The sequence below is a fragment of the Mesorhizobium sp. M7A.F.Ca.MR.176.00.0.0 genome, assembly GCF_004023165.1.
Lineage (GTDB): Bacteria > Pseudomonadota > Alphaproteobacteria > Rhizobiales > Rhizobiaceae > Mesorhizobium.
The window spans coordinates 25330-49863 of the sequence record NZ_RZTC01000019.1 but is presented as its reverse complement, the minus strand read 5'-3'; the positions used below and the strand labels follow the sequence as shown (position 1 = coordinate 49863).

Here is a 24534-nt window from a genome sequence, read left to right as displayed (position 1 = left end):
TTTTCTTCGGGTTCAGCTTTTCTTGGGGTTCAGCTTTTCCGGAGGGATGCGCACGCTCATTTCGCCCTTCTTTGGCTCGACGAACATCACCAGTGCGAACATCGCACCATAGGCAATACCTGCCAGAATCGCTGTTACCACGACAAAGCGAAACAGTGTCGGCATCAATTTTCGCCCGTCTTCTTGTTCTGCGTTTCCAAACCCTGTCCCCTTATGGGACGCCAATCCGGCCAATTCAAGGAAGAAGCGGAGGCCTGTTAGCAACTTCTGATGCAGACCCTGCTGGTCCATGTCGGGTTCAAGGCGCTTGCCACGCTTGACGCAAACGGGCTTTTCATGTCGATACGCCGGCAAAGAGGGCCTTCGAAACATCCGATGAACGCGTTGCCAGCAAATCCTCCAGACGAGACCTACGCCGCGTTGCTTGGCCGGCTGGGCAGCCGTTCCGTCGTCTTCGTCGGATTGATGGGTGCCGGCAAGACGGCGATCGGCCGCAAGGTGGCGACGATGCTGGCGCTGCCCTTCATCGACAGCGACCAAGAGATCGAAAGCGTCTCGCGCATGACCGTTCCGGAGCTGTTCGAGCGCTATGGCGAGACCGAATTCCGGGCGCTGGAGCAGCGCGTCATCCTGCGCGTGCTGGAAAACGGCCCGCAGGTGCTGTCGACCGGCGGCGGCGCCTTCATGAATGCGCAGACGCGCGAGGCGATTGCAGCGCAGGGCGTGTCGGTATGGCTGAAGGCCGAGCTCGATCTTCTGATGGACCGCGTCTCCAAGAAACAGAACCGGCCGCTCCTGAAAAGCGACGACCCCCGCGCCGTGCTGGAGCGGCTGATGGGCGAGCGCTATCCGGTCTACGCGACATCCGACGTCACAGTGCCGACCCGCGATGATCGCAAGGAAGTCATCGCGACCGAAGTGGTGGACGCGCTGTGCCGGCATTTCGGCATCGATGAGGCGGCTGCGACGGGCGAGGTGGAATCGTGAGCATCGAGGCACCCGTCGTCGTCGAAGTCGGCCTTGGCGATCGGACCTATGACATTCTGATCGGCTCGGGATTGTTGTCCCGCGCGGGCGCCGAGATATCGGGTCGCCTGCCGGGCACACGCGCCGCGGTCGTCACCGACGCCAATGTCGCGGCAGCACATCTCGATGCGCTCAAGGCCGGGCTCGACACGGGTGGCATCCAGCCCGCCATCATCACGCTGCCGCCCGGCGAGAAGACCAAGAGTTTTGCCCATCTCGAGGAAGTGGTCGACGGTGTTCTGGCTGCGAAACTGGAGCGCGGCGACATCGTCATCGCCTTCGGTGGCGGCGTTATTGGCGACCTTGCGGGCTTTGCCGCCGGCATCGTGCGGCGCGGCATGAATTTCGTGCAGATCCCGACCTCACTGCTGGCGCAGGTCGATTCCTCGGTCGGCGGCAAGACCGGCATCAACAGCCCACGCGGCAAGAACCTCGTCGGCGTCTTCCATCAGCCGAAACTGGTGCTGGCCGACACCGGAGTGCTCGACACGCTGCCGATCCGCGAATTCCGCGCCGGCTATGCCGAACTCGCCAAATACGGGCTCATCGACCGGCCAGAATTTTTCACCTGGCTGGAAAAGAATTGGGCCCAGGTTTTTGCCGGCGGGCCGGAGAGGACGCAGGCGATCGCCGAAGCCTGCCGCGCCAAGGCCGACGTGGTTGCGCGCGACGAGTTCGAGACCGGCGACCGCGCGCTGCTCAATCTCGGCCACACATTCGGCCACGCGCTGGAAGCCGCCACCCAATATGACGGAAGCCGCCTCGTCCATGGCGAAGGCGTCGCCATCGGCATGGCGCTGGCCTACCGGTTCTCGTCGCGGCTCAATCTGGCCAGCCCCGACGATGCCGCGCGCGTCGAGGCGCATCTGCGCGCCGTCGGCCTGCCCTGGCGGATAGCCGACATATCGGGCGATCTGCCTGACGCCGAGGCGCTGCTGGCATTTATCACCCAGGACAAGAAGGTGTCGCGCGGCGCGCTGACCTTCATCCTGACGCGCGGCGTCGGCCAAGCTTTCATTGCCAAGGATGTTCCGGCATCGGAAGTGCTGTCGTTTCTGACAGAAAACCATCCGGACCAGCAGAAAATGCGGCCGAGATGACCAACGAGCCCGGCTGGATCGTCGTTGCCGTCCTTGCCATCCTCATCGTGCTGCTCGTTGCCGTGCGCACGCGCCTGCTTGCCATGTTCGGATACGAGCTTTCGCGCATCGAGCCGCAGCGTTCCAGCCAGGACGAATTGCGCGGCGCGGTCGATGATTTCCGCCGCGACGGCCAGGTGGTGCGCGAGGATCGCGACCGCGTCGGCGGCCTGTTCGATCTCGCCGAGCTCGAAGTCTCCGACATCATGGTCCACCGCACCAATATGCGCTCGGTCAATGCCGACAATGCGCCGGAAGCGGTGGTGCGCGAGATTTTGCAAAGCCCGCACACCCGCATGCCGCTGTGGAAAGGCTCGCTCGACAACATCGTCGGCGTGCTGCATGCAAAGGATCTGCTGCGCGCCTTGAACGAAGTCGGCAACGACTTCTCCAGGATCGATGTGATGAAGATCGCCTCGAAACCATGGTTCGTGCCCGACACCACGACCTTGCAGGAACAACTCAACGCCTTCCTTCGCCGCAAGGCGCATTTCGCCGTCGTGGTCGACGAATATGGCGAGGTCGAAGGGCTGGTGACGCTGGAGGACATTATCGAGGAGATCGTCGGCGAGATCGCTGACGAGCATGATGTCGACATACAGGGCGTCAAGCAGGAGGCCGACGGCTCCGTGGTCGTCGACGGTACGGTGCCCATCCGTGATCTCAACCGGGCTCTCGACTGGAACCTGCCGGATGAGGAGGCCACCACCATTGCCGGCCTCGTCATCCACGAGACGCAATCGATCCCCGAGGAGAAGCAGGCTTTTACGTTCCACGGCAAGCGCTTCATCGTCATGAAACGCGACAAGAACCGGATCGCAAGGCTGAGGATCAGGCCAGCCGGCGACACCTGATACGTGCAGGGAGGCCGGGGCACGTCATCCGGCGATCTGGCTTGTCGAGCGTTCGTGGATCGTCGCGCCGGTCTCTGCATCTATGGCCGCCAGGCTGACTTCATAACCCCAAAGCCTGCGGATGTGACGAAGCGTGGCGTCGCGGCTGGCATCCTCGAGCAGGATGCCGTCATTGACCTTGTGCTGCAGGCGCAAATGGCGGTCGCCGAGCAGATCGACATCCACCACCTGAATGTCCGGCCGGTTCGCGCCGAGATCATAGCTGTTGGCGAGCGTGGCGCGTATCTTGGCGTAGCCGCGCTCGTCGTGGATCGAGGCGACCAGACAATGCGGTTGGTCGGCAGCGTCGCCAAGCACAAAAAACCGCCATTTCCGGATCAAGGCGGGACTGAGGTACTGGCGGATGAAGGATTCGTCGCGGTGCTCGGCCCAGGCGTCAAGCAGGACCTCGCGCCAGTTGCCCTGGCCAGCGATGTCGGGGAACCAATCGCGGTCCTCAGCCGTGGGTTTGGTCGAAATGCGCTGAATGTCCTGCATCATGTCGAGGCCGAGAGCATAGGGGTTGATGCCTGAAAAACGCGGATCGTCGAACGCCGGCTGAAAGACCACGTTGGAATGATTGCGCAGGATTTCGAGCATGGCGCCTTCGCTGATCTGGCCGCGGTCGAACAGCATGTTCATCAGCGTATAGTGCACGAACGTGGCGCAGCCCTCGTTCATCACCTGTGTTTGCCGTTGCGGGTAAAAATATTGCGCGATGACCCGAACGATCCTGATGATCTCACGCTGCCAGGGCTCCAGGACCGGGCTGTTCTTTTCCAGGAAATAGAGCAGGTTTTCCTCAGGCAGGTTTAGCGATTTCTTCCGCTCCGGGTCCTGGCCCTTGTCGTTGGCCGCTTGCTGCGAAGGCGGCAGCGTACGCCACAAGTCGTTGTAGGAGCGCTCCTCGTATTCGAGACGCTCGCGAATTCCTTCGCGCTGCCGTTCCGACGACAGCCTCGGCGGCCGGTGATAGCGAAACACGCCCTGATCCATCAGCGCGTGGGCGGAATCGAGCACAGCCTCGACGGCGGCGAGGCCGTGCCGCTCCTCGCAACGGACTATGTAGCCCTTGGCGAAGTCCAGGTAGCCGAGGATCGCACCTGCATCCGTCCATTGTTTGAACAATTGATTGTTCTTGAAGAAATGATTGTGCCCGAGAGCTGCATGGGCCGTCACCAAGGCCTGCAGGGCCATGGTGTTTTCCTCCATCAGATAGACGATGCAGGGATTGGAATTGATGACCAGTTCATAAGCAAGCCCTCGCCCGCCCTTGCGATAGAGCAGATCCTGGTGGAGGAAATGTTTGCCGAAAGACCAGTGACGGTACATCAATGGCATGCCAATGGACGAATAGGCGTCGAGCATCTGTTGCGAAGAGATGATCTCCATCTGAACGGGATAGGTGTCCAGATGAAGCTCTTCGACCGCAAGTGCCTCGATCGCGTCATAGGCCCGCGACAATGTTTTGAAATCCCAGTCGGACCCTGAAAAAAGCAGGCTGGATTTGCTGGCTTGTCTGACCATCGGGAACCCTCATGCCCGCTTGAGGGAGACCGGCTGCCTGCCGAAAAGCTGGCGAAAGACCGGGTAGATATCGGCGGGCGTAGCGATGCGGCTCATCTGGAAGTTCGGCCATTTCTGGTCGATGGCGTTATAGGCACGCCACAGCGATGTCCCGTTTTCGGTCGAGCCGAAAATATGGGCTTCACGCTCGTCGATGATCTCGACATAGGCAAAATACTGGCACAGCCGCATGAGCTCGCCGTTGAGAAGCGAAATGCATCGCTCTGAATCGCCGGCGAAATTGTCGCCGTCCGAGGCCTGGGCAGCATAGATATTCCAGTCGTGGGCCGGGTAGCGGCTCGCGATAATACGGTGCATTTCCTCCAGCGCGGTGGAAACGACAGTGCCGCCGCTTTGGGTGTTGTAGAAAAATGTCTCCTCGTCGACCTCCTGAGCCAGGTGCGTGTGGCGGATGAAGACAATCTCGATGCGGTCGTAGCGTCGTTTCAAGAACAGGTGCAGCAAGACGAAGAAGCGCTTGGCCAGATCCTTCTCGCGCTCGCCCATGGACCCGGACACGTCCATCAGACAGAACATGACGGCATTGGCGTTCGGCACCGGCCGGGAATCGAAGCGGTTGAAGCGGATGTCGACCGGATCGACATAGGCAATGCGTCGGCGGCGTCGTTCCAGCCGGTCAAGCTCTTCGCGCAATGCCGCGATACGCCGGCGCGCGTCGGCGCTGTATGGCGCCTCCTCGAGCGAGGCGATTTCCTCGAGGATCGCATCCAGTTCGACCTGCTTGGGGCGCCTCAGCGCAATGCGGCGGCCGTGGCTGTTGCGCATCGTGCGGCCGACATTGATGTTGGTCGGCGAACCGGTGGCGGCGAAGCCCGCCCTACGCGGCTTGAAGGCAAGGATCTCCTTGAGGTTGAGCTTGACCATGTCGGGGAGTTCGAGATCCTCGAAGAAAAGATCGAGCACTTCCTCGCGCGACAGTACGAAACGAAAGTCGTCCTCGGATGCCTTGTTTCCCGGGGACGACGCTCCCCCGCCGCCTCCGCCGGGCTTGGGGATCAGGTCTCCAGCGGAGAAATGCCTGTTGCCCGGCAAGATGTGCTGGCGCCTGCCGCTGTCGCGGGCGTTGTTGAAGCTCGGCTCGCTTGTGCCTCTTTCGGGCATGCGCACGGCGTGCTCGGAGTCCGCGTCGGCGATCCTGCCGGTGCGGATCTGGTCGCGTATGCTCCGTTTCAATTCCTCGCGCGCGCGTCGCAGGAAGCGCTGGCGATTGCCGAGGCTCTTGTCTTTCGGGTTCAGGCGGCGGTCGATGAAGATCGGCATGGAACCATCCGGGTTCTCTAACCCGCCCTGTTCACCCGCATGTACCAGTCCACAAGGCGACGAACCTGCCGCTCGGTGTAGCCGCGCTCGACCATCCGCTGCACGAATTCATTGTGCCGCTTTTCCGTGACGCTGTCCTGCTTGGAGCCGAAACTGATCACCGGCAGGAGGTCCTCGACCTGGCCGAACATGCGTTTCTCGATGACTTCCCGCAGCTTTTCGTAACTTGTCCACGCCGGGTTGCGGCCATGGTTTCTTGCACGGGCGCGCAGCGTGAATTTCACCACCTCATTGCGGAAATCCTTGGGATTGGCGATGCCGGCCGGTTTTTCGACCTGCGAAAGCTCGTTGTCCAAAACCTCGCGGTTGAGGATCTGGCCGGTGTCGGGATCCTTGTAGTCCTGGTCTTCGATCCAGGCGTCGGCATAGGCGATGTAGCGGTCGAAAAGATTCTGGCCGTACTCGCTGTACGATTCCAGATAGGCTTTCTGGATCTCATGGCCGATGAACTCGGCATACCGCGCGGCCAGCTCGGACTTGATGAACTCCAGATAGGCGGCTTCCGTCTCCTTCGGAAACTGTTCGCGCTTGATCGCCTCCTCCAGGATGTACATGAGGTGCACGGGGTCGGCGGCCACCTCTTCGGTGTCGTAGTTGAAGGTCTGCGACAGGATCTTGAAGGCAAAGCGCGTGCTGACGCCGGCCATGCCCTCGTCGACGCCGGCGGCGTCCCGATATTCCTGAACCGACTTTGCCTTGGGGTCGACCTCCTTGAGGTTCTCGCCATCATAGGCGCGCATCTTGGTGTAGAGCGGCGAGTTGTCGTGCTCGGCCAAGCGGGTCGAGACGGTAAACCGGCTGAGGATGTCCAGCACCTCTGGAGCGCAAGGACTGGCGGCCAATTCGCTCTCCCGCAGCAGTTTCTCGTAGATCCGCCGCTCTTCGGTTATCCGCAGGCAATACGGCACCTTGACCACGAGGATGCGATCGAGAAAAGCCTCATTGTTCTTGTTGTTCTTGAACTGCAGCCATTCCGACTCATTGGAATGGGCCACGATGATTCCCTGGTAGGGAAAGGCGCCGAAATTTTCGGTGCCGTTGTAGCTGCCTTCCTGGGTGGCGGTCAGCAGCGGATGCAGGACCTTGATAGGGGCCTTGAACATTTCGACGAATTCAAGCAGCCCCTGGGTGGTCCGGTTCAGTCCGCCACTATAGGAATAGGCGTCCGGATCGGATTGGCTGAAGTTTTCCAATTGCCGGATGTCCACCTTGCCGACCAGGGCCGAAACGTCCTGATTGTTCTCGTCGCCGGGCTCGGTCTTGGCGATGCCGATCTGGCGCAGTCGCGACGGCATCAGCTTGACGACGCTGAACTTGGAAATGTCGCCGGAAAGTTCGTCGAGGCGCTTGGCCGCCCATGGCGAAATGAGCCCATTCAACCGGCGTCGGGCAATGCCGTATTTGTCCTCCAGCAGGTCGCCCATGCGATCAGGATGGAAAAGACCAAGCGGCGATTCGAAAACCGGGCTGACCTGATTACCGACCTTCAGCGTGTAGATCGGGCGCTGTTCCATCAATTTCTTCAGACGCTCGGCAAGGGAGGATTTGCCGCCGCCCACGGGGCCGAGCAAATAGAGGATTTGCTTGCGCTCCTCGAGCCCCTGGGACGCATAGCGAAAATAGCCGGCGATGCGCTCGATTGTGTCCTCCATGCCATAGAAATCGGCAAAGGAGGGGTACACTTTCAGGGTCCGATTGGAGAATATGCGGCCGAGCCGCTCATCCTTGCTGGTGTCGACCAGGTTCGGCTCGCCGATCGCCTCGACCATTCGTTCAGGCGCCGAGGCATACATCGACTTGTCCTCGCGGCAGGCAAGGAGATATTGCTGGATGCTGATCTCTTCCTGCGCCGCGTTGGTGTAAATTTCCGAAAACAGATCGAAGACGTCAGACTGGTTCTCTCGCATGATGCTTTTGCCCTCGGAGCCGCTGTGGCTTCCATTCGGCTCACCTCGCATTCAACTGTCGGGGGGTACCGTTTGTTCCCTTCATGTGAAGAGGTGGCTGCGATCGTAAGATTCGAGGCCACTCCGAGATCAAGGCGCTCGGTGCGGAGCGGCATTCAGCGCGGGTAGCGGGTGTGTTGCGAATCCCTGACTGGACGGCTGGGACCGCCGCGTGCAGTCTTGCCTCGCCAGGAGACAATGATGATCGATCGACGAAGCCTGATCATGGCCTCGGTGGCGGCGATGCTGCCGTTGGAAGCATCGGCCGCGTCGGAAACACGCCGACCCACGCCAAAGACCTTCGACTACGGGCCGGCCAAGCTCGACATCTATGCGCCCGATGGGGCAATCGGCCTGCCGGTCGTGGTTTTCGTTCATGGCGGTACCTGGCAGTTTGGCAAACGCAGTCAGGTCGACGCCAAACCGGCTTTTCTGCTCGCCAACGGCTTTTGCTTCGTCTCCATCGATTATCGCATGTTGCCGCAGGCCGATGTCGCCACCCAGGCCGGTGACGTCGAAAAGGCCTACGCCTACATCAGGGCCAACATCGCCCGGCATGGCGGCGATCCAAACCGCATCGTTGGCATGGGCCATTCGGCCGGCTGCCATCTGATTGCGCTGACCGGCATGCGCGGCGGATTGCCCGGCATAGCTGCGCTCATTCTCGACGATACCAGGGCCTATGATCTTGCAGCACTTGCCAGGAAGGGCGGCATGGTGCGGGCCTATGCCCGCGTCTTTTCCAATCCCGCGCAATGGACGGCACTGTCGCCGGCCAGCCATGTCGACGGCCGCAAGCACCCGCCGACGTTCATTGCCTATTCGCGCGCCCCTGGCCGGAGTGAGGACTCCAAGGCCTTTGCCGAGCGCCTGCGCGCGACGGGCACCCAGGTCACGCTGTTCGACGGCAGCGCCTACACGCATATGTCGATCAATCGCGATTTCGGCGAGGACGGCGATGCGCTGACCGCGGCCGCGCTGGCATTCCTGAAATCGACGGTTGGCTGATCCTTACGGCACTGGATCAGATCAAAAGTGGCGGCGGGATATTGCTGTGCGGGCGCGCCCGGGTGCAAGTGCTCTTCGATCGTGAGCGGGAGGGAATTGCATGAACGGCGCCGATGTCCTGTGTGACGTGCTTCTGGCCAATGATGTGACGGTCTGCTTTGCCAATCCCGGCACCTCCGAAATGCATTTCGTTGCAGCACTTGACCGCAAGCCGAAAATGCGTTGCGTGCTCGGGCTGTTCGAGGGCGTGGTGACGGGTGCCGCCGATGGCTATGCGCGGATGACCGATCGGCCGGCCGCGACGCTGCTGCATACCGGTCCCGGCCTGGCCAACGGGCTCGCCAACATGCACAATGCCCGGCGTGCCTTCAGCCCGATGATCAACATCGTCGGCGACCACGCCTCTTACCATCTGCCGCTCGATGCCCCGCTCACCAGCGATATCGAGAGCCTTGCGGCGCCGATGTCCAACTGGGTCGGCCGCGTCAAGGGCTCGGCCGATATCGTGCCGGCAGCTGAAGCAGCCTTTCGTGCCTCGCTGACACCGCCCGGCGTCGCGACGATGATCCTGCCGGCGGATGCCGCCTGGGGCGCAGTCGACGCGGTTTCGGTCGGCAAGGTGAAGCTGGTGCCAGCGCCGGCCGTCGATATGGATGCCGTGCGCAAGGTCGCCGCGGCGATCCGTACCGCTCCGGGCCGGGCAGGCATGATCGTTCGCGGAAAGGCCGCACGCGCCGATGGGCTCGCCATCGCCGGGCAGATTTCGACGGGCAGCGATGTCCGCCTGTTCGGCGAGGTTCTGATCGCACGGATGCAACGCGGGCGCGGGCGTGTCGCGCCGACCCGCATTCCCTATCCGGTCGATGCGGCGATGGCTGTGCTCAGGGATGTCGATGTTCTGATCCTGGTCGGCGCGAAGGAGCCGGTGGCCTTCTTCGCCTATCCGGGGAAACCGGGACGGCTCGTCCGGGAAGGCTGCGAGGTGCTGACACTGGCCGCCCATGGCGACGATCTGCATGCGGCGCTGGAGGCGCTTCGCGACGAACTTGGCATCAAGCCGTCACAACAACAGGTGCTCGCGGCCGCTTTTCCCGACGAGGCAACGCCGAACGGCAAGCTGACGGAAGATGCCATCGCGCTGTCGGTGGCGCGGAAACTGCCGGCCGATGCGATCGTTTGCGATGAAGCGGTCACCTCGGCCAGGCGTTTCTTCGCGCTGTCGGCCTTTGCAGCGCCGCACGACTACATGATGGGCACGGGCGGATCGATCGGCGGCGGCATCCCGATGGCGACCGGGGCGGCAATCGCCTGTCCGGACCGCAAGGTGATCAACCTCGAAGCCGACGGCAGCGGCATGTACACGGTACAGGGATTGTGGACGCAGGCGCGGGAAAAGCTCGACGTGGTGACGATCGTGTTTTCCAATCGAACCTATGCAATCCTGCATGGCGAGATGAAGAATGTCGGCGTGGGCGCGATCGGCGAGAACGCCAGGCGCATGCTCGACCTCGACCATCCCTCGCTCGACTGGGTGTCGCTGGCCAAAGGCATGGGCGTGGAGGCGGCTCGCGCCGATACGTGCGAGCGCTTCGAGGCGCTGCTGGACAGCGCGCTGTCACGGCGCGGGCCGTTCCTCATCGAAGCGGTGCTCTGAGCGCGGCGAAAAACGATCGGCGGAACCGAGCTACCAGCGGGTCTTTTCGCCGGGAGCCGCCGGTTCGATCGCCAGCGCGTGCACGCCGGCCTTCAATTCGTCGGCAAGCAGTTCATTGACGGCGCGGTGACGGTCGATGCGGCTCATGCCGGCAAAGGCGGAAGCGACGACGCGGACGCGAAAATGCGTCTCGCCGGTGCCGTCATAAGTGCCGTGATGGTCGGAGCCGTGATGGTGGTGGCCGGCATGGAGATGGCTCTCGTTGATGATAACCAGCCTGTCCGGCGAAAATGCCTTATTGAGCTTGTCTTCCATGGTCGCCTGTATGGACATCGCCATCTCCCTTCACCACATATCGCTGGCGTCTCGGCCTGGAAACCGAAAATCGGTTTCGCAAGGGGCCGCCGCCGAGCAACAAAATCCGCCATTCGCCTGCTTTATGCCGCGATTCAGCGGTTAGGGCGATGATCGCGAAAATGTCAATTCTTGTTTCGCATCTGCGAACGCCCCATAAATGGGTAAGATGAAGCCGTACCCCAAATATTTCGAGAAGATTCGCGTCCGCCCCGACAAGGACGCGGAGCTGAAGTCGCACTCGCCGATCTGCCAGTGGGACGGCTGCAAGGAAGCGGGCACCCATCGTGCGCCGGTCGGGCGCATGAAGGAAGGCGAGTATTTCCACTTCTGCTTCGATCATGTGCGCGAGTACAACAAGGGCTTCAACTACTTTTCCGGCGTGCCGGACACCGAGGTCGCGCGCTTCCAGAAGGAAGCCATGACCGGGCACCGGCCGACCTGGAAAATGGGCGCCAACGGAGCCTCGACGCGATCGTCGCCCGATATGGCCCAGATGCGTTCCGGCCGGGCCGGCTACTATAACCGCATGCGCGACCCGTTCGACCTGTTCAAGGGACCGAAGGATCCGCGCGAGGCGCGCGAGCGCAAGGCCAAGCCGCTTGAGGCCAAGGCGCTGGAAACGCTTGGTCTTGATACAAAGGCGACTGGCAAGGAGATCAAGGCGCGCTATAAGGAACTGGTGAAACTGCACCATCCGGATGCGAATGGTGGCGACAGAGGTTCGGAAGACCGGTTCCGCGATGTGCTGCAGGCCTATCGCGTGCTCAAACAGGCGGGCCTGTGCTGAGCGGCCATACGGTTCGTGTCGTTTTCCAACTTTCATAAGGTTGGAAAAGGCTCTAAGACCGCCCCCGGACAAAATCGATTGCCGGCGAAATCAGACGTTTCGCCCGTGGAGACGTTGAGAGATATGAACAAGGTCGATCGTGACATCGCCAACCTGCCCGACACGACGGTGTCGGTGAAGGAGAAATTCGGCTTCGAGTCCAAGATGGTGGTGCCGGCCTATTCGGTGACATCGGAGCATGTGCCGGACATCGATCCGGACTATCTGTTCGACAAGAACACGACGATGGCGATCCTTGCGGGCTTTGCCTACAACCGCCGCGTCATGGTGTCGGGCTATCACGGCACCGGCAAGTCGACCCATATCGAACAGGTCGCCGCTCGCCTCAACTGGCCTTGCGTGCGCGTCAACCTCGACAGCCATGTCAGCCGTATCGATCTCGTCGGCAAGGACGCGATCGTCGTCAAGGACGGTTTGCAGATCACCGAATTCCGCGACGGCATCCTGCCCTGGGCCTACCAGCACAATGTCGCGCTGTGCTTCGACGAGTACGATGCCGGCCGTCCGGATGTGATGTTCGTCATCCAGCGCGTGCTGGAATCGTCGGGCCGGCTGACGCTGCTCGACCAGAGCCGGGTCATTCGCCCGCATCCGGCCTTCCGGCTGTTCTCGACCGCAAACACGGTCGGCCTTGGCGACACCACCGGCCTCTATCACGGCACCCAGCAGATCAACCAGGCGCAGATGGACCGCTGGTCGATCGTCACCACGCTGAACTATTTGCCGCACGACAACGAAGTCGCCATCGTGCTGGCCAAGGCCAAGCACTATCGCGACGGCAAGGGCAAGGACATCGTCAACAAGATGGTGCGCGTCGCCGACATGACGCGCTCGGCCTTCATCAACGGCGATCTGTCGACCGTGATGAGCCCGCGCACGGTGATCACATGGGCCGAGAATGCCGAGATATTCGGCAATATCGGCATGGCGTTCCGGCTGACCTTCCTCAACAAATGCGACGAACTGGAGCGCTCGGTGGTGGCCGAGTTCTATCAGCGCGCCTTCGGCGAGGATCTGCCCGAGAGCGCCGCCAACGTGGTGCTGGGCTAAGCAGGGTCTCGATGGCGGGTCCGGGCGACAACACGCGCAACAAGTCGAAGACGGGGTCTGAAGCCGATAGCTTCAAGCGCGCCGTCACCGTCTGCATGCGCGCCATTGCCGGCGACAAGGAACTGGAGGTCGGTTTCGCCAAGGACCGGCCGGCGCTCGCCGGCAGCCGCGCGCGCTTGCCGGAGCTGCCCAAGAAGGCATCGAAGACCGATATTGCGATCACCCGCGGCCTCGGCGATTCCATGGCGCTGAAGCGCGCCTGCCATGATGTGCGCATCCACACCAAGCTGGCGCCGGAAGGCAAGGCGGCCCGCGCCATCTATGACGCGGTCGAGCAGGCTCGCGTCGAGGCGATAGGCTCACGCGCCATGCAGGGCGTTGCCGACAATATCGGCTCGATGCTGGAGGACAAATACGCCAAGGCCAACCTCGTCGACATCAAGGACAAGGCCGACGCGCCGATCGAGGAAGCTCTTGCCCTGATGGTCCGCGAGAAGCTGACCGGCCGCCCGGTCCCGAAAAGCGGCGAGCGGCTGGTCGAACTCTGGCGCCCTTGGGTCGAGGAGAAGGCCAAGGCCGACCTCGACGGATTGTCGGCCAAGCTCGGCGACCAGCAGGCGTTCGCCCGGGTCGTGCGCGAGATGCTCGCCTCCATGGAAATGGCCGAGGAACTTGGCGACGACCAGGAGACGGAAGATTCCGAGGACAATGACGACAACCAGCCGCAAGGCGAGGAGCAGAGCGAGGAGGGTGGCGAAGAGGATTCCGGCTCCGAGCAGTCGCAGTCCGAGGATGCCGAAGCTTCGGCCGATGACGAGCAGTCGGCCGAGACGGAAGCCTCCGATGCCACCGCCGACGATCTGTCCGACGATGACGACGCCGATGCCGAAACACCCGGCGAGGCGCGCCGTAACGACAATCCCTTCACCAATCTGCCGAAGGAAATCGACTACAAGGTCTTCACCACGGCTTTCGACGAGACGGTCGGCGCCGAGGAACTGTGCGAAGAAGAAGAACTCGACCGGCTGCGCGCCTTCCTCGACAAGCAGCTGGCCAATCTGTCCGGCGTCGTTGGGCGGCTGGCCAACCGGCTACAGCGCCGGCTGATGGCGCAGCAGAACCGCTCCTGGGATTTCGACCTGGAAGAAGGTTACCTCGACCCGGCAAGGCTGGTGCGGGTCGTCATCGACCCGATGCAGCCGCTGTCGTTCAAGCAGGAGCGCGACACCAAATTTCGCGACACGGTGGTGACGCTGGTGCTCGACAATTCCGGCTCGATGCGCGGCCGGCCGATCACGGTCGCGGCAACCTGCGCCGACATCTTGGCGCGCACGCTGGAGCGTTGCGGCGTCTCGGTCGAGATCCTCGGCTTCACGACACGGGCGTGGAAGGGCGGGCAGGCGCGCGAGAAATGGCTGAAGGATGGCAAGCCGCCGAATCCTGGCCGGCTCAACGATCTGCGCCACATCATCTACAAGTCCGCCGACCATCCATGGCGGCGGGCACGGCGCAATCTCGGCCTGATGATGCGCGAAGGCCTGCTCAAGGAAAATATCGACGGCGAGGCGCTGCTGTGGGCGCACAACCGGCTGATCGCCCGGCCCGAGCAGCGCAAGATCCTGATGATGATCTCGGACGGCGCGCCGGTCGACGATTCGACGCTGTCGGTCAATCCGGGCAACTATCTCGAGCGCCATCTGCGCGCCGTCATCGAGCTGATCGAGACGCGTTCGCCGGTGGAACTGCTGGCCATCGGCATCGGCCACGACGTCACGCGCTACTACCGCCGCGCTGTCACCATCGTCGATGCCGAGGAACTGGCCGGCGCCATGACCGAGCAACTGGCTTCGCTGTTCGCCGAGGAAAGCGCGAAGGATACGCGACGCGGCGGTGGTATGCGGCGCGCCGGATGATTTCCAGGCGCGGCGGGTTTCGGCAGACGCTTTTCGCCGCCATCGTCCTGCTTTCCGGCGTGGCTTCGGCGGCAGCCGGTTCGGCTGACTCTGGTTCTGTCGAACCGGTCGAAATCTCGGCCCGCCCGATCACCCAATTCCACATTGGCCGTGCCGACAAGCAGTTCGGCGCTTTCGAATTCGTCGGCGGGCTGGAGATGACCTCGCCGACACGCGATTTCGGCGCGCTGTCAGCCTTCCGCTTCCTGAAAGCCGGCGGTGACTTCATCGGCGTTGCCGACACCGGCTTCTGGTTCTTCGGCACGGTGGTCCGCGACGCGGAAAAGCGACCCTCCGGCATCCAGAATTTCCGCATGCAGCAGATGGTGGACCAGACCGGCCGGCCGATCGACAGGAAATGGGAGGTCGATGCGGAAGGTCTCGCGGTCAAGGACGGCATCGCCACCGTCGGCTTCGAGCGCAGCCACCGCGTCGCCCAGTTCAAGATCGACCCCAACGACATGAAGGCGCCGTTCAAGCCGCTGGATTTCGTCGTGCCGGCCCGCGAGCTGCGCCAGAATCGCGGCTTCGAGACCGTCACCCACGCCAATGCCAACGGCCAGCATGAGGGCGGCCTGGTCGTGGTCTCCGAGAAGAGCCTGGACAAGGCCGGCAACATCTATGCCGCCATCATCGAAGGGCCGCACAAGGGCGTCTTCACCGTCAAGCGCAATGGCGATTTCGACATCACCGACGGCGCCTTCCTGCCCGATGGTGATCTGTTGCTTCTGGAGCGCAGTTTCTCGATGGCCAGCGGCGTCAAGATGCGGCTGCGGCGCATCTACGGCGAAAGCGTCGAGAAGGGCGCGGTCGCCGACGGGCCGGTGCTGCTGGAGGCCGACATGGACTACCAGATCGACAATATGGAAGGGCTCGACGTCTGGAGCCGCGACGACGGCGCGCTGATGGTGTCGCTGATCTCCGACGACAACCACTCGATCCTGCAGCGCAACCTCTATCTGGAATTCATTCTCCACCAGGATTGAGCCAGCCGGCTTACGTCCTGTTGGCGATCCAGATGACATGGCGGGCGCCGCGCTTGCCGTTGGCGCGCGTACTGACCTCTTCGACCGCGAAGCCTGCCTGCTTCAGCCGCCGCGTGAAGCCGCTGTCGGGGCCTTGCGACCACACCGCCAGCACGCCGCCGGGTTTCAGGGCGCTGCGTGCGGCTGCGAGGCCTTGCACGCTGTAAAGTGCGTCGTTGGATTTGTGGACGATGCCTTCCGGGCCGTTGTCGACATCGAGCAGGATGGCGTCCCAGGCCGCGGGCCGCGACCGGATCAACTGCCCGACATCGGTTTCCTGGATGGTGACGCGAGGATCGTCGAGACAGCCGTCAAAGATTTCGGCCATCGGGCCACGTGCCCAGGCGACGACGGCGGGCACCAGTTCGGCGACGACAATTCCGGTATCATTGGCCAATTCTGTGAGTGCGGCGCGCAAGGTAAAACCCATGCCAAGCCCACCGATCAGGATTGTGGGCCGGCTATGGCCGGCAATCCGCTCACAGGACAGTTTTGCCAGCGCTTCCTCGGAACCGCTGAGGCGGCTGTTCATGAGCTCGTTGGTGCCCAGCATGATCGAGAATTCGGTGCCGCGCCGCTTGAGGCGAAGTTCTTGTCCGCCGTCCGGGGTCTTTGCCGAATCGAGCTGAACCCACGGGATCATGATCTTTGTCCGACCATGATCTTTTCCGAAAATCGGGTCCCACTTTTCGGGATCATGGTTTAAGCCGCAACCGCGGGCTGGCTCCAGCGGGCCGCGAGCAGACGGTAGGGGATCAACGCCACCACGGCGATGATCAGCTTCACGCTGAGGTCGCCCAGCGCCCAGGAGATCCAACGCATCGCGTCGACATGGAACACGCCCATCAAGGGTGCGTTTTCCAACGCAAAGCCGTCGTTGGGACCAGCGAAGGCAAAGGCGGCCGAGAACGCGACGGTGAAGAACACGGCTGTGTCGAACACCGACCCGACCAGCGTGCCGACGATCGGCGCCCGCCACCAGCTCTGGCGGCGCAGCCGGTTGAAGACAGTCACATCAAGCAATTGCGCGGCAAGGAACGCCGCTCCGGACGCGGCCGCGATCCGCACCAGCCGGTCGGCGGCGGTCTCGAATTCGATCAGGCCGTGACGGAACAGGAAGGGCGGGACAAGGATCGAGCAGATCACCGCCGTCATGAAGCCGACAAAGACGATCCGGCGCGCCACAGTGGGGCCGTAACGGCGGTTGGCGAGGTCGGTGACCAGAAACGAGAAGGGATAGGTGAAGGCCCCCCAGGTCAGAAGGTCGGCCAGCGAGAGGCCGCCGATCTGGCCCTGCATCGGGAATTGCACGAGAATGTTCGATGCCACGACGACAAGCGTCATGGCGGCCACGAAGGGCAAGTATCGCGAGAAGAAAGTCATTTTTTTATCCTGGGTAATGGAACCAGCGGAACGTATTCCGAAATCGGATTACGCTAGCTTCGTAATTTAAGCATCGGGTTGCCGAAACCTTGCGGCTTCGATCCGATGCCTAGGCCAACAAGAGGTCGGCCAGAGGCCAACAAGAGGTTGGCCAGGGCGGTCGTCCCCCGCCTTTGAACTGTTTTAAGCGGCAGCCTGTTCGGCGGTCTTCTTGGCGATCTGCTTCTTCAGCAAACGGGCGCGCTGCGACAATTCCTTGACGTCGGCCTTGGCCAGGAAGGCGTCGAGGCCGCCGCGATGTTCGACCGAACGCAGCGCGTTGGCCGAAATGCGAAGACGCACGTTCTGGTTCAGCGCTTCCGAAATCAGCGTCACATTGACGAGGTTCGGCAGGAAGCGACGCTTGGTCTTGTTGTTGGCGTGGCTCACATTGTTGCCGGACATGACTGCCTTGGCAGTGAGTTCGCAGGTGCGGGACATTGTTCTAACCTTCAGTTCTCGGGGTCTGCCAAACACTCAAGCCCACGCCGGGTGGCGCGCGGTTCTGGTCAGGCGGCCTTATGGAAAAAGTTGGCGTTCCATAGTTGCATTTCGCCGAGGCGTCAAGCTCCAGCTTGCCTGCGGACACGCCCGGCATTTCATATTAAGGCCGGAATTCATCCTATAAGCGGTTCCATAGGGACATGCCAGACCGGAGTTGCCCGCCTCCGGCCGAAAATCAAGGACCCGATCCCGCCATGCTTCGTTCGCCACATGCCCTTGTTGCCATGCTTGCCATAGCTTTGCCGTCCGCCGCGTCTGCTGCCTCGCCGCAGTCGTTCAAGGGCGAGTACACAGTGTCGTTCCTCGGCCTTTCGATAGCGAAATCAACGTTTTCCAGCCGCTATGAGAACGGCGCCTACGCGATCCAAGGCAGTGTCACCGCAGCCGGCCTCGCCAAGCTGTTCGACGATACGCGCGGCACGATCTCATCCAAAGGCACGATCGCGGGCAAGAAGATGGTGCCGCAGGCATTCCGCGCCGATTACACCTCCGGCAAGAAGGCATCGGTTGTCGATATCCGCTTTGCCAATGGCAGGGTCACCTCGACGAAGGTCGTGCCGGCGCCGGGCAAACGCGACCCCAAGAACTGGGTACCGCTCGGTGCCGGCGACCTGGCGTCGGTGCTCGATCCCATGGCCGCCACCGTCATTCATGCCGACAGTCTCGACCAGGTCTGCGGCCGCACGGTGAAGTTCTATGACGGCGAGATGCGTGCCGACCTGACGTTGACCTACGCGTCGAAAGGCACGATCTCGGTCCCAGGCTACAAGGGCGACACCGTCACCTGCCAGATGGGCTTCGAGCCGGTGGCGGGTTATCGCAAGGGCCGCAAGGCGCTCAACTATCTCAAGAACAAAAGCCGCATGATGGTGACGTTTGCACCGCTCGGCCAAACCGGCGTATATGCGCCGATCCGTGCCACGGTGGGCACGCAGATCGGCACCTTGACCATCAGCGCCGGGCGTTTCGAAGCCGTACAATAGCCAGGCGCGGAATTGGCGCGCCACTGGAGACAGAATGGGGCGCGCAACACTGATCGGCTTTTCGGCGGTCGCCATGTGGGCGTTGCTCGCACTGCTCACCGATGCGTCGGGCCAGGTGCCGCCGTTCCTCTTGTCGGCGATCACCTTCTCGATCGGCACCGGGGTCGGGCTCATCGCGCGGCTGTTCATGCCGGCACCCGACAAGAGCCAGAAGATACCGCCGCAGGTGTGGCTGATCGGCATTGCCGGCCTGTTCGGCTACCACTTCTTCTATTTCACCGCGCTGCGCAATGCGCCGGCGGTGGAGGCGAGCCTGATCGCCTATCTGTGGCCGCTGCTGATCGTGCTCGGCTCGGCGCTGATTCCGGGCGAAAAACTGGCGTGGAACCATGTCGTCGGCGCGCTGCTCGGCCTTGCCGGCACCGTGCTGATCGTCACCAAGGGTGGCGGGCTGGCCTTCGACGCCCGCTATTCCTTCGGCTATGCCATGGCTGCCGTCTGCGCCGTCCTGTGGTCGTCCTATTCGTTGTTGTCGCGGCGCTTCCCGTCGGTGCCGACCAGCATCGTCACCTGGTTCTGTGCTGCCACCGCGGTGCTGTCGCTCGCCTGCCACCTGGCGCTGGAACAGACCGTTCTGCCCGTCGGCGCCGGCCAGTGGCTGGCGGTGCTTGGTCTTGGCCTGATGCCGGTGGGCGCTGCCTTCTATGCCTGGGACATCGGCGTCAAGCGCGGCAACATCCAGGTGTTGGGTGCCGCAAGCTACGCCGCACCGCTGTTGTCGACGCTGGTGCTGATCGCGGCCGGCGTCGCCGAGCCGTCGCTGCGCATCCTCGCCGCCTGCGTGCTCATCACCGGCGGCGCGGCGCTCGCCGCAAAATCCCTGTTCCTGCGCAAGCCTGCGGCGACCGAGAGCCGAGCCGGGTCATCCGAAGGCGGAGCCCGGGGCATCCAAAGGCGGAGCCGGGCATGACGATGCCGTTTGCGGGCGGTATCGACGCCAATGCCAATGCGACACTGATTTTTTCGCTGGCGGCGGCGATGATCTATGCGTTCACGCTAGGCATGCCGCCGACGCTCGCCCGCTCGGCGGCAAAGACGCTTGCCGTGGCGATGCTTGCCGTTCTGGGCGGGCTACAGGGCGGCCCGCTGCTGCTGGTCGCCGCGCTCGCCCTCAGCGCCGCTGGCGACGCCTTCCTGTCGCGCGACGGCGAAAAGGCCTTTCTCGGCGGGCTGGCCAGTTTTCTCGTCGCCCACATCGTCTATGTCGCGCTGTTCCTGCGCAGCGGTGGCGGATTGGGAGTGCTTGGCGCCGAGCCGTGGCGCGGTGCGATCGCGCTCGCCATGGCGGTGTTCGTGGTCATCATGCTGGCGGCGCTGTGGCGTCGCGTCGGTCCCGGCCTGCGTATCCCGATCACCGTCTATATCGCCGCCATCCTGGCAATGGGCATCTCGGCGCTGACAACAAGCAATATGTGGGTGATCGGTGGCGCCGTGCTGTTCATGGTATCGGACGGGCTGCTCGCCACCGAGAAATTCCTTGTCGCCGCCATCTCGCCCCACCGCGCCTGGATGCGCCTCGCCGTCTGGGCGCTGTACTACGCCGCCCAGCTCGCGACGACACTTGGGTTCCTGCTAAATTTGGGTTCTTATTGAGTTAGGGTTGTTTCGGCTGCCAGCCGGGTTCGGCCAGCTCAAAGGCGGCAAACTCGAAGCCCGGCGCGACGGTGCAGCCGACCAGCGTCCATTCGCCCAGGCTGCGCGCCGACTGCCACCAGCCTGCCGGCACGACGATCTGAGGCCGCTCACCGGCTGCGAGATCGATGCCGAGGACTTGCTCTACAAGGGCGCTGCCTTCTTCCCACATCGAGAGCGCCAGCGGTGCGCCGGCATGGAAATGCCAGACCTCGGCGGCATCCTTGACCCGGTGCCAGGCCGAAACCTGATGCTCCTCAAGCAGGAAATAGATGGCAGTCGAATGGCCGCGCGCGCCGCCGGTGCCATCGCGAAAGGTCTCGGCATACCAGCCGCCTTCCGGATGCGGCTTCAGCCCGAGCGTCGCGATAATTTCTGCGGAGCTGGTCATGGCGACGACACTACCGGGCCTAGAAATTGTCCTTGCGCTTGCGGATTTCGGCAAAGACCTCGGCGTCCGAAGCTTTCTCCAGCCCCAGATGCTTGCGGATCGCCGGATCGTGCCAGCGCAGGAAGGGATTGGTCGACAGCTCTTCGCCGATCGTCGTCGGCAGCGTCGGCTTGTTGTCGGCGCGCAGCTTTTCGATCCTGGCGGCGCGTTCCTTCAATGCCGAATTGGTCGGGTCGACGGTCAGCGCGAAACGGGCGTTGGAGAGCGTATACTCGTGGCCGCAATAGATGGCCGTTTCAGCTGGAAGTGCAGCCAGCTTCTTCAGCGATTCATACATCACCGGCGGCTTGCATTCGAACAGCCGTCCGCAACCCAGCGCAAACAGCGTGTCGGCGGTGAACGCCACACCCGACGCCGGCAAATAATAGGAAACGTGGCCGGCGGTGTGGCCGGGCGTGGCGATGACTTCGATCTTTTCATCGCCAAGATGGAGAACCGAGCCGTCTTCGACGGTCTCGTCGATGCCGGGGATCTTGGCCTTTTCCGCTTCCGGGCCGACGATGCGCAGCTTGAAGCGCTCCTTCAGCGCCAGATTGGCCTCGACGTGATCCATGTGATGATGCGTGGTCAGGATCGTCGTCGGCGTCCAGCCAGTGCGCTTTATCGCTGCCAGGATAGGCGCTTCCTCGGGCGCGTCGATGATCGCGGTCTGGCCGCTTTTGGGATCATGCACCAGCACGCCGAAATTGTCGCTGCGGCACATGAACTGTTCGATTTCGACCGGCATCGCATCTCTCCGTTTATGGCCGCAGACATAGGGCGCCGGCGCGTGGATGTCATCCCGGATGTCGAATGACATCTCGGAATGTCGGATGTCGCGGCCTTTTGTTGAAACCCGCCGATATCACGGCTACATCCCTGCCATGCATTCCGACATCGTCGATCTTCGCTCCTTCTATTCGACAACACTCGGCCGTTTCGCCGAGCGTTCGATCACCATGGCGTTGTCGTCGATATGGGCAGCGGTACCCAACGAGCGGCTGGTTGGTCTGGGTTACACCTTGCCCTGGCTGGAGCGGTTCGGCACCGATGCCGAGCGGGTCTTTGCCTTCATGCCGGCAACGCAAGGCGCGGTGGTGTGGCCGGCGACAGGGCCGACGGCGACGGCACTGGTCTTCGACGAGGAACTGCCGCTGGTCGATTCCTGCATCGACCGCATGCTGCTCGTCCATTCGCTCGAACATGTCGAGAACCCGCGTGAGACGCTGAACGAGATCTGGCGCGTGCTGTCGCCGGCTGGCCGGGTGGTCATCGTCGTGCCCAACCGGCGCGGTGTCTGGGCGCGCTTCGAGCACACCCCATTCGGCAATGGCCGGCCCTTTTCGCGCGGCCAGCTTACCGAATTGCTGCGCGAGGCGAATTTCACGCCCGCCGCCTGGTCCGATGCGCTGTTCTTTCCGCCGTCGAGGCGCCGTTTCATGATGCGCTTCCACAATGTGCTGGAGCGCGCCGGCCGGCGGCTGTGGCCGATCTTTTCCGGCGTCATCGTCGTCGAGGCGCAGAAACGGCTCTATCAAGGCGTGCCCGTCGTCCAGCGCGCCTCGCGCCGCGTCTTCGTGCCGGTGCTGTCGCCGCATGGCGCCACCCGGCTTGGCCGTCACAAAGCCGATGCCGAGCCCTCGGCTGCGCGGGTGACGGCTTCGTGATCACGGCAAACGTGCCTGACGTCGTTTCCCGGCCTATCTGTCGCAAGTGGACCGACAGGCCATCCGGCAGCCCATACGAACGCCTGGCAAATTTCTCCATCCGGTTTCGGCACTGACGCAAGGACCTCGGCCATGGCTGATCAACCGGACAATGCCGCCGTCGTTCAGCCGGTTGCGGTGGCGGTCGAAGCCAGCAGCCTGCGCGATCAGGTGGCGACGATCCGGCGGGCGCTGGCGGGATCGCCGGTTCGCAAATGGTTGCTGTGGACGTCGGTCGGTATCATGGCCGTGATCATCGCAACGTCGATCGGCCAGGTTCTGCTCAACCGCTGGAACCAGCCTTTCTACGATGCGCTTGCGCGCCGCGACATGGCGGCCTTCCTGCACCAGCTCCTCGTCTTCGCGATGATCGCCGGCGGGCTGCTGGTGCTCAATATCGGCCAGACCTGGCTCAACCAGATGATCAGGCTCAAACTGCGCGAGGCGCTGACGCTGGATCTGATCGATCAGTGGATGCGGCCGGCGCGCGCCTTCCGGTTGGCCAATGCCGGCGCCATCGGCGTCAATCCCGACCAGCGCATGCAGCAGGACGCCGCGCATCTGTCCGACCTGTCAACCGATCTCGGCGTCGGGCTGCTGCAGTCGTGCATCCTGCTCGTGTCCTTCGTCGGGGTGCTGTGGGAGCTGTCCTCGGGCTTCGTGTTCCACATCGGCGGGACCTCGCTGGCCATACCGGGCTACATGGTCTGGGCCGCTATCCTTTACGCCGGCATCGCCTCCTGGCTGAGCTGGCTGGTCGGGCGCCCGCTCATCCGCCTGAACAGCGACCGCTATACACGCGAAGCCGAGCTGCGCTCCTCGATGGTGCGCGTCAACGAGAATGTCGATGCCATCGCGTTGTATCATGGCGAGGCCGACGCCAGGCGGCGGCTCGAACTCGATCTCGGCACGGTGCTGGGCGCCATGCGGCGCATCTACACCGCCCAGATCAACCTGTCCTGGGTGACCGACACCTATGGCTGGATCACCGTCGTGGCGCCCATACTGGTCGCTTCGCCGGTCTATTTCTCAGGTGATATCAGCTTTGGCGGGCTGATGATGGCGGTCGGCGCCTTCAACCAGGTCCACTCTTCCTTGCGCTGGTTCATCAACAACATCGGCAGCATCGCCGATTGGCGCGCCACGCTGATGCGCGTGGCCGATTTCCGCATCGCGCTCGATGAAACCGATGCGCTGCACGACACGGAAAAGCGCATCGCCTTCGGCCAAAACGTCGATGGCAGCCTGACTTTCGAGAAGCTCGAAGTGACCTCGCCGGAGGGTTGCACCAGACTCGCCGATCCGCATGTCGAAATCCGCCCCGGCGAGCGCGTCATGATCACCGGCGACCCCGGTGCGGGCAAGACGCTGTTCTTTCGTGCCATTGCCGGCCTGTGGCCATGGGGAAGCGGCCGGATCGGCCTGCCGTCGGGAGAAACCCCCATATTCGTGCCGCGCGTGCCTTATTTTCCGGTCGGCACGTTGCGCGAAGTCCTCGATCACCCGAACGGGCCCGCGCCGGCGAACGATGCCGACATTTCGGCGGTGCTGGCCGAGGTCGGTCTGGGACGGCTGTCCTCATCGCTCGACCGTGCGGGGCGTTGGGACCATGAGTTGGGCGATGACGAACAACGCTCGCTGGCCTTCGCCAGGCTCGCGTTGCGGCAGCCGAAATGGGTGATAATCGACGAGGCGCTGGATGCGTTCGACGGCCCATCGCTAAGACGCGTGCTGTCGATGCTCGAGAAGCGTTTGCCGGGGACAGCGATCCTCAACATCGGGCGCGGCCAGCACAACAACCACTTCTTCCCGCGCGCGTTGACGATCGTCAAGGATTCCGGTGCGCCAGCCCTGAAGCCCGCCCGCGTCAGGGCCGGCGCGATCGAACCGCCGCCAGCCGCCGCTCGTCGCAAGAAATGAGCTGATTTCCGGGCGGGGGAAGCAAAGCTTTATTTTGCCGCGATCGCGAGGGAAGCTCCTCGGGAGAAACAAC

At 62.9% G+C, this 24534-nt stretch carries 24 protein-coding genes; 14 read left to right on the top strand and 10 right to left on the bottom strand.

What is annotated here, in order from left to right:
* Window positions 1-12: 12 nt before the first annotated feature.
* Complete coding sequence (locus tag EOB59_RS09345) at window positions 13-165, bottom strand: histidine kinase (protein WP_127266685.1); 153 nt, start codon at window positions 163-165, stop codon at window positions 13-15.
* A 210-nt stretch (window positions 166-375) separates the two neighbouring features.
* Here EOB59_RS09345 and EOB59_RS09340 point away from each other — a divergent pair, with 210 nt between their 5' ends.
* From EOB59_RS09340 to EOB59_RS09330, 3 genes are read left to right on the top strand one after another with little or no spacing between them, the layout of a single operon-like run.
* Window positions 376-987 carry a shikimate kinase gene (locus EOB59_RS09340; protein WP_127809177.1) on the top strand — a complete coding sequence of 204 codons (612 nt, stop codon included), beginning with the start codon at window positions 376-378 and terminating at the stop codon, window positions 985-987.
* On the top strand, window positions 984-2126 hold the full coding sequence (gene aroB, locus EOB59_RS09335; protein WP_128288225.1) for a 3-dehydroquinate synthase: 1143 nt from the start codon (window positions 984-986) through the stop codon (window positions 2124-2126). Before EOB59_RS09340 ends, aroB begins: the two co-directional genes overlap by 4 nt.
* Entirely contained in the window at window positions 2123-3019 is an 897-nt protein-coding gene (locus EOB59_RS09330; RefSeq protein ID WP_127396955.1) for an HlyC/CorC family transporter, read from the top strand. The genes aroB and EOB59_RS09330 overlap by 4 nt, the downstream gene beginning before the upstream one ends.
* Before the next feature lie 24 nt (window positions 3020-3043).
* Here the strand turns inward: EOB59_RS09330 and EOB59_RS09325 are convergent, their stop codons facing one another.
* The 3 genes from EOB59_RS09325 to EOB59_RS09315 are packed head-to-tail and all read right to left on the bottom strand — an operon-like array spanning window position 3044 to window position 7872.
* Entirely contained in the window at window positions 3044-4585 is a 1542-nt protein-coding gene (locus EOB59_RS09325) for a SpoVR family protein (RefSeq protein WP_127396956.1), read from the bottom strand.
* Between the two features lie 9 nt (window positions 4586-4594).
* Window positions 4595-5905 (bottom strand): YeaH/YhbH family protein, encoded by a 1311-nt coding sequence (locus EOB59_RS09320; RefSeq protein ID WP_127809179.1) that lies wholly within the window; start codon window positions 5903-5905, stop codon window positions 4595-4597.
* 17 nt (window positions 5906-5922) lie between these two features.
* Window positions 5923-7872 carry a PrkA family serine protein kinase gene (locus tag EOB59_RS09315; protein WP_127398465.1) on the bottom strand — a complete coding sequence of 650 codons (1950 nt, stop codon included), beginning with the start codon at window positions 7870-7872 and terminating at the stop codon, window positions 5923-5925.
* A gap of 240 nt (window positions 7873-8112) precedes the next feature.
* On the opposite strand from EOB59_RS09315, the gene EOB59_RS09310 reads away from it, so the two are divergent.
* Complete coding sequence (locus EOB59_RS09310; protein WP_128288229.1) at window positions 8113-8919, top strand: alpha/beta hydrolase; 807 nt, start codon at window positions 8113-8115, stop codon at window positions 8917-8919.
* A gap of 100 nt (window positions 8920-9019) precedes the next feature.
* Entirely contained in the window at window positions 9020-10573 is a 1554-nt protein-coding gene (locus EOB59_RS09305; protein ID WP_127396396.1) for an acetolactate synthase large subunit, read from the top strand.
* 30 nt (window positions 10574-10603) lie between these two features.
* Here EOB59_RS09305 and EOB59_RS09300 read toward each other — a convergent pair whose 3' ends face one another.
* Window positions 10604-10906 carry a BolA family transcriptional regulator gene (locus EOB59_RS09300; protein ID WP_013529365.1) on the bottom strand — a complete coding sequence of 101 codons (303 nt, stop codon included), beginning with the start codon at window positions 10904-10906 and terminating at the stop codon, window positions 10604-10606.
* Window positions 10907-11087: 181 nt separating this feature from the next.
* Here EOB59_RS09300 and EOB59_RS09295 point away from each other — a divergent pair, with 181 nt between their 5' ends.
* The 4 genes from EOB59_RS09295 to EOB59_RS09280 all read left to right on the top strand — a co-directional run bounded on the left by EOB59_RS09295 (window position 11088) and on the right by EOB59_RS09280 (window position 15765).
* The gene (locus EOB59_RS09295) at window positions 11088-11717 is read left to right on the top strand and encodes a J domain-containing protein (protein ID WP_013529366.1); all 630 of its coding nucleotides are present in this window, start codon (window positions 11088-11090) and stop codon (window positions 11715-11717) included.
* Between the two features lie 123 nt (window positions 11718-11840).
* Window positions 11841-12827: a cobaltochelatase subunit CobS gene (gene cobS, locus EOB59_RS09290; protein ID WP_013529367.1), complete on the top strand. Its 987-nt coding sequence runs from the start codon at window positions 11841-11843 to the stop codon at window positions 12825-12827.
* Between the two features lie 11 nt (window positions 12828-12838).
* Window positions 12839-14740, top strand: coding sequence for a cobaltochelatase subunit CobT (cobT, locus tag EOB59_RS09285; RefSeq protein WP_013529369.1), 1902 nt, complete (start codon window positions 12839-12841; stop codon window positions 14738-14740).
* Complete coding sequence (locus EOB59_RS09280; RefSeq protein ID WP_127396394.1) at window positions 14737-15765, top strand: esterase-like activity of phytase family protein; 1029 nt, start codon at window positions 14737-14739, stop codon at window positions 15763-15765. Before cobT ends, EOB59_RS09280 begins: the two co-directional genes overlap by 4 nt.
* 10 nt (window positions 15766-15775) lie before the next feature.
* Here EOB59_RS09280 and EOB59_RS09275 read toward each other — a convergent pair whose 3' ends face one another.
* From EOB59_RS09275 to rpmB, 3 genes are all read right to left on the bottom strand, one after another.
* Window positions 15776-16447, bottom strand: coding sequence for a hypothetical protein (locus EOB59_RS09275; protein ID WP_128288224.1), 672 nt, complete (start codon window positions 16445-16447; stop codon window positions 15776-15778).
* A 59-nt stretch (window positions 16448-16506) separates the two neighbouring features.
* On the bottom strand, window positions 16507-17187 hold the full coding sequence (locus tag EOB59_RS09270) for a queuosine precursor transporter (RefSeq protein WP_127266961.1): 681 nt from the start codon (window positions 17185-17187) through the stop codon (window positions 16507-16509).
* A 183-nt stretch (window positions 17188-17370) separates the two neighbouring features.
* Complete coding sequence (rpmB, locus tag EOB59_RS09265) at window positions 17371-17667, bottom strand: 50S ribosomal protein L28 (protein ID WP_013529373.1); 297 nt, start codon at window positions 17665-17667, stop codon at window positions 17371-17373.
* A gap of 257 nt (window positions 17668-17924) precedes the next feature.
* Between rpmB and EOB59_RS09260 the strand changes: the two genes are divergently transcribed.
* From EOB59_RS09260 to EOB59_RS09250, 3 genes are read left to right on the top strand one after another with little or no spacing between them, the layout of a single operon-like run.
* A complete protein-coding gene (locus EOB59_RS09260) occupies window positions 17925-18713 on the top strand; it encodes a DUF3108 domain-containing protein (RefSeq protein WP_023811078.1) in 789 nt (262 codons plus the stop codon).
* A 34-nt stretch (window positions 18714-18747) separates the two neighbouring features.
* Entirely contained in the window at window positions 18748-19683 is a 936-nt protein-coding gene (locus EOB59_RS09255) for an EamA family transporter (protein ID WP_128288223.1), read from the top strand.
* A complete protein-coding gene (locus tag EOB59_RS09250) occupies window positions 19680-20366 on the top strand; it encodes a lysoplasmalogenase family protein (RefSeq protein ID WP_127399012.1) in 687 nt (228 codons plus the stop codon). Before EOB59_RS09255 ends, EOB59_RS09250 begins: the two co-directional genes overlap by 4 nt.
* Before the next feature lies 1 nt (window position 20367).
* Here the strand turns inward: EOB59_RS09250 and EOB59_RS09245 are convergent, their stop codons facing one another.
* Window positions 20368-20796: a cupin domain-containing protein gene (locus EOB59_RS09245; RefSeq protein WP_127399013.1), complete on the bottom strand. Its 429-nt coding sequence runs from the start codon at window positions 20794-20796 to the stop codon at window positions 20368-20370.
* Window positions 20797-20815: 19 nt separating this feature from the next.
* Window positions 20816-21583, bottom strand: coding sequence for a hydroxyacylglutathione hydrolase (gene gloB / locus EOB59_RS09240; RefSeq protein WP_127809183.1), 768 nt, complete (start codon window positions 21581-21583; stop codon window positions 20816-20818).
* 136 nt (window positions 21584-21719) lie between these two features.
* On the opposite strand from gloB, the gene EOB59_RS09235 reads away from it, so the two are divergent.
* Both EOB59_RS09235 and EOB59_RS09230 read left to right on the top strand, forming a co-directional pair.
* Window positions 21720-22502, top strand: a complete 783-nt coding sequence (locus tag EOB59_RS09235) for a methyltransferase domain-containing protein (protein ID WP_127811338.1) — start codon at window positions 21720-21722, stop codon at window positions 22500-22502.
* A gap of 132 nt (window positions 22503-22634) precedes the next feature.
* On the top strand, window positions 22635-24461 hold the full coding sequence (locus tag EOB59_RS09230) for an ABC transporter ATP-binding protein/permease (RefSeq protein ID WP_127809184.1): 1827 nt from the start codon (window positions 22635-22637) through the stop codon (window positions 24459-24461).
* Window positions 24462-24534: the final 73 nt, after the last annotated feature.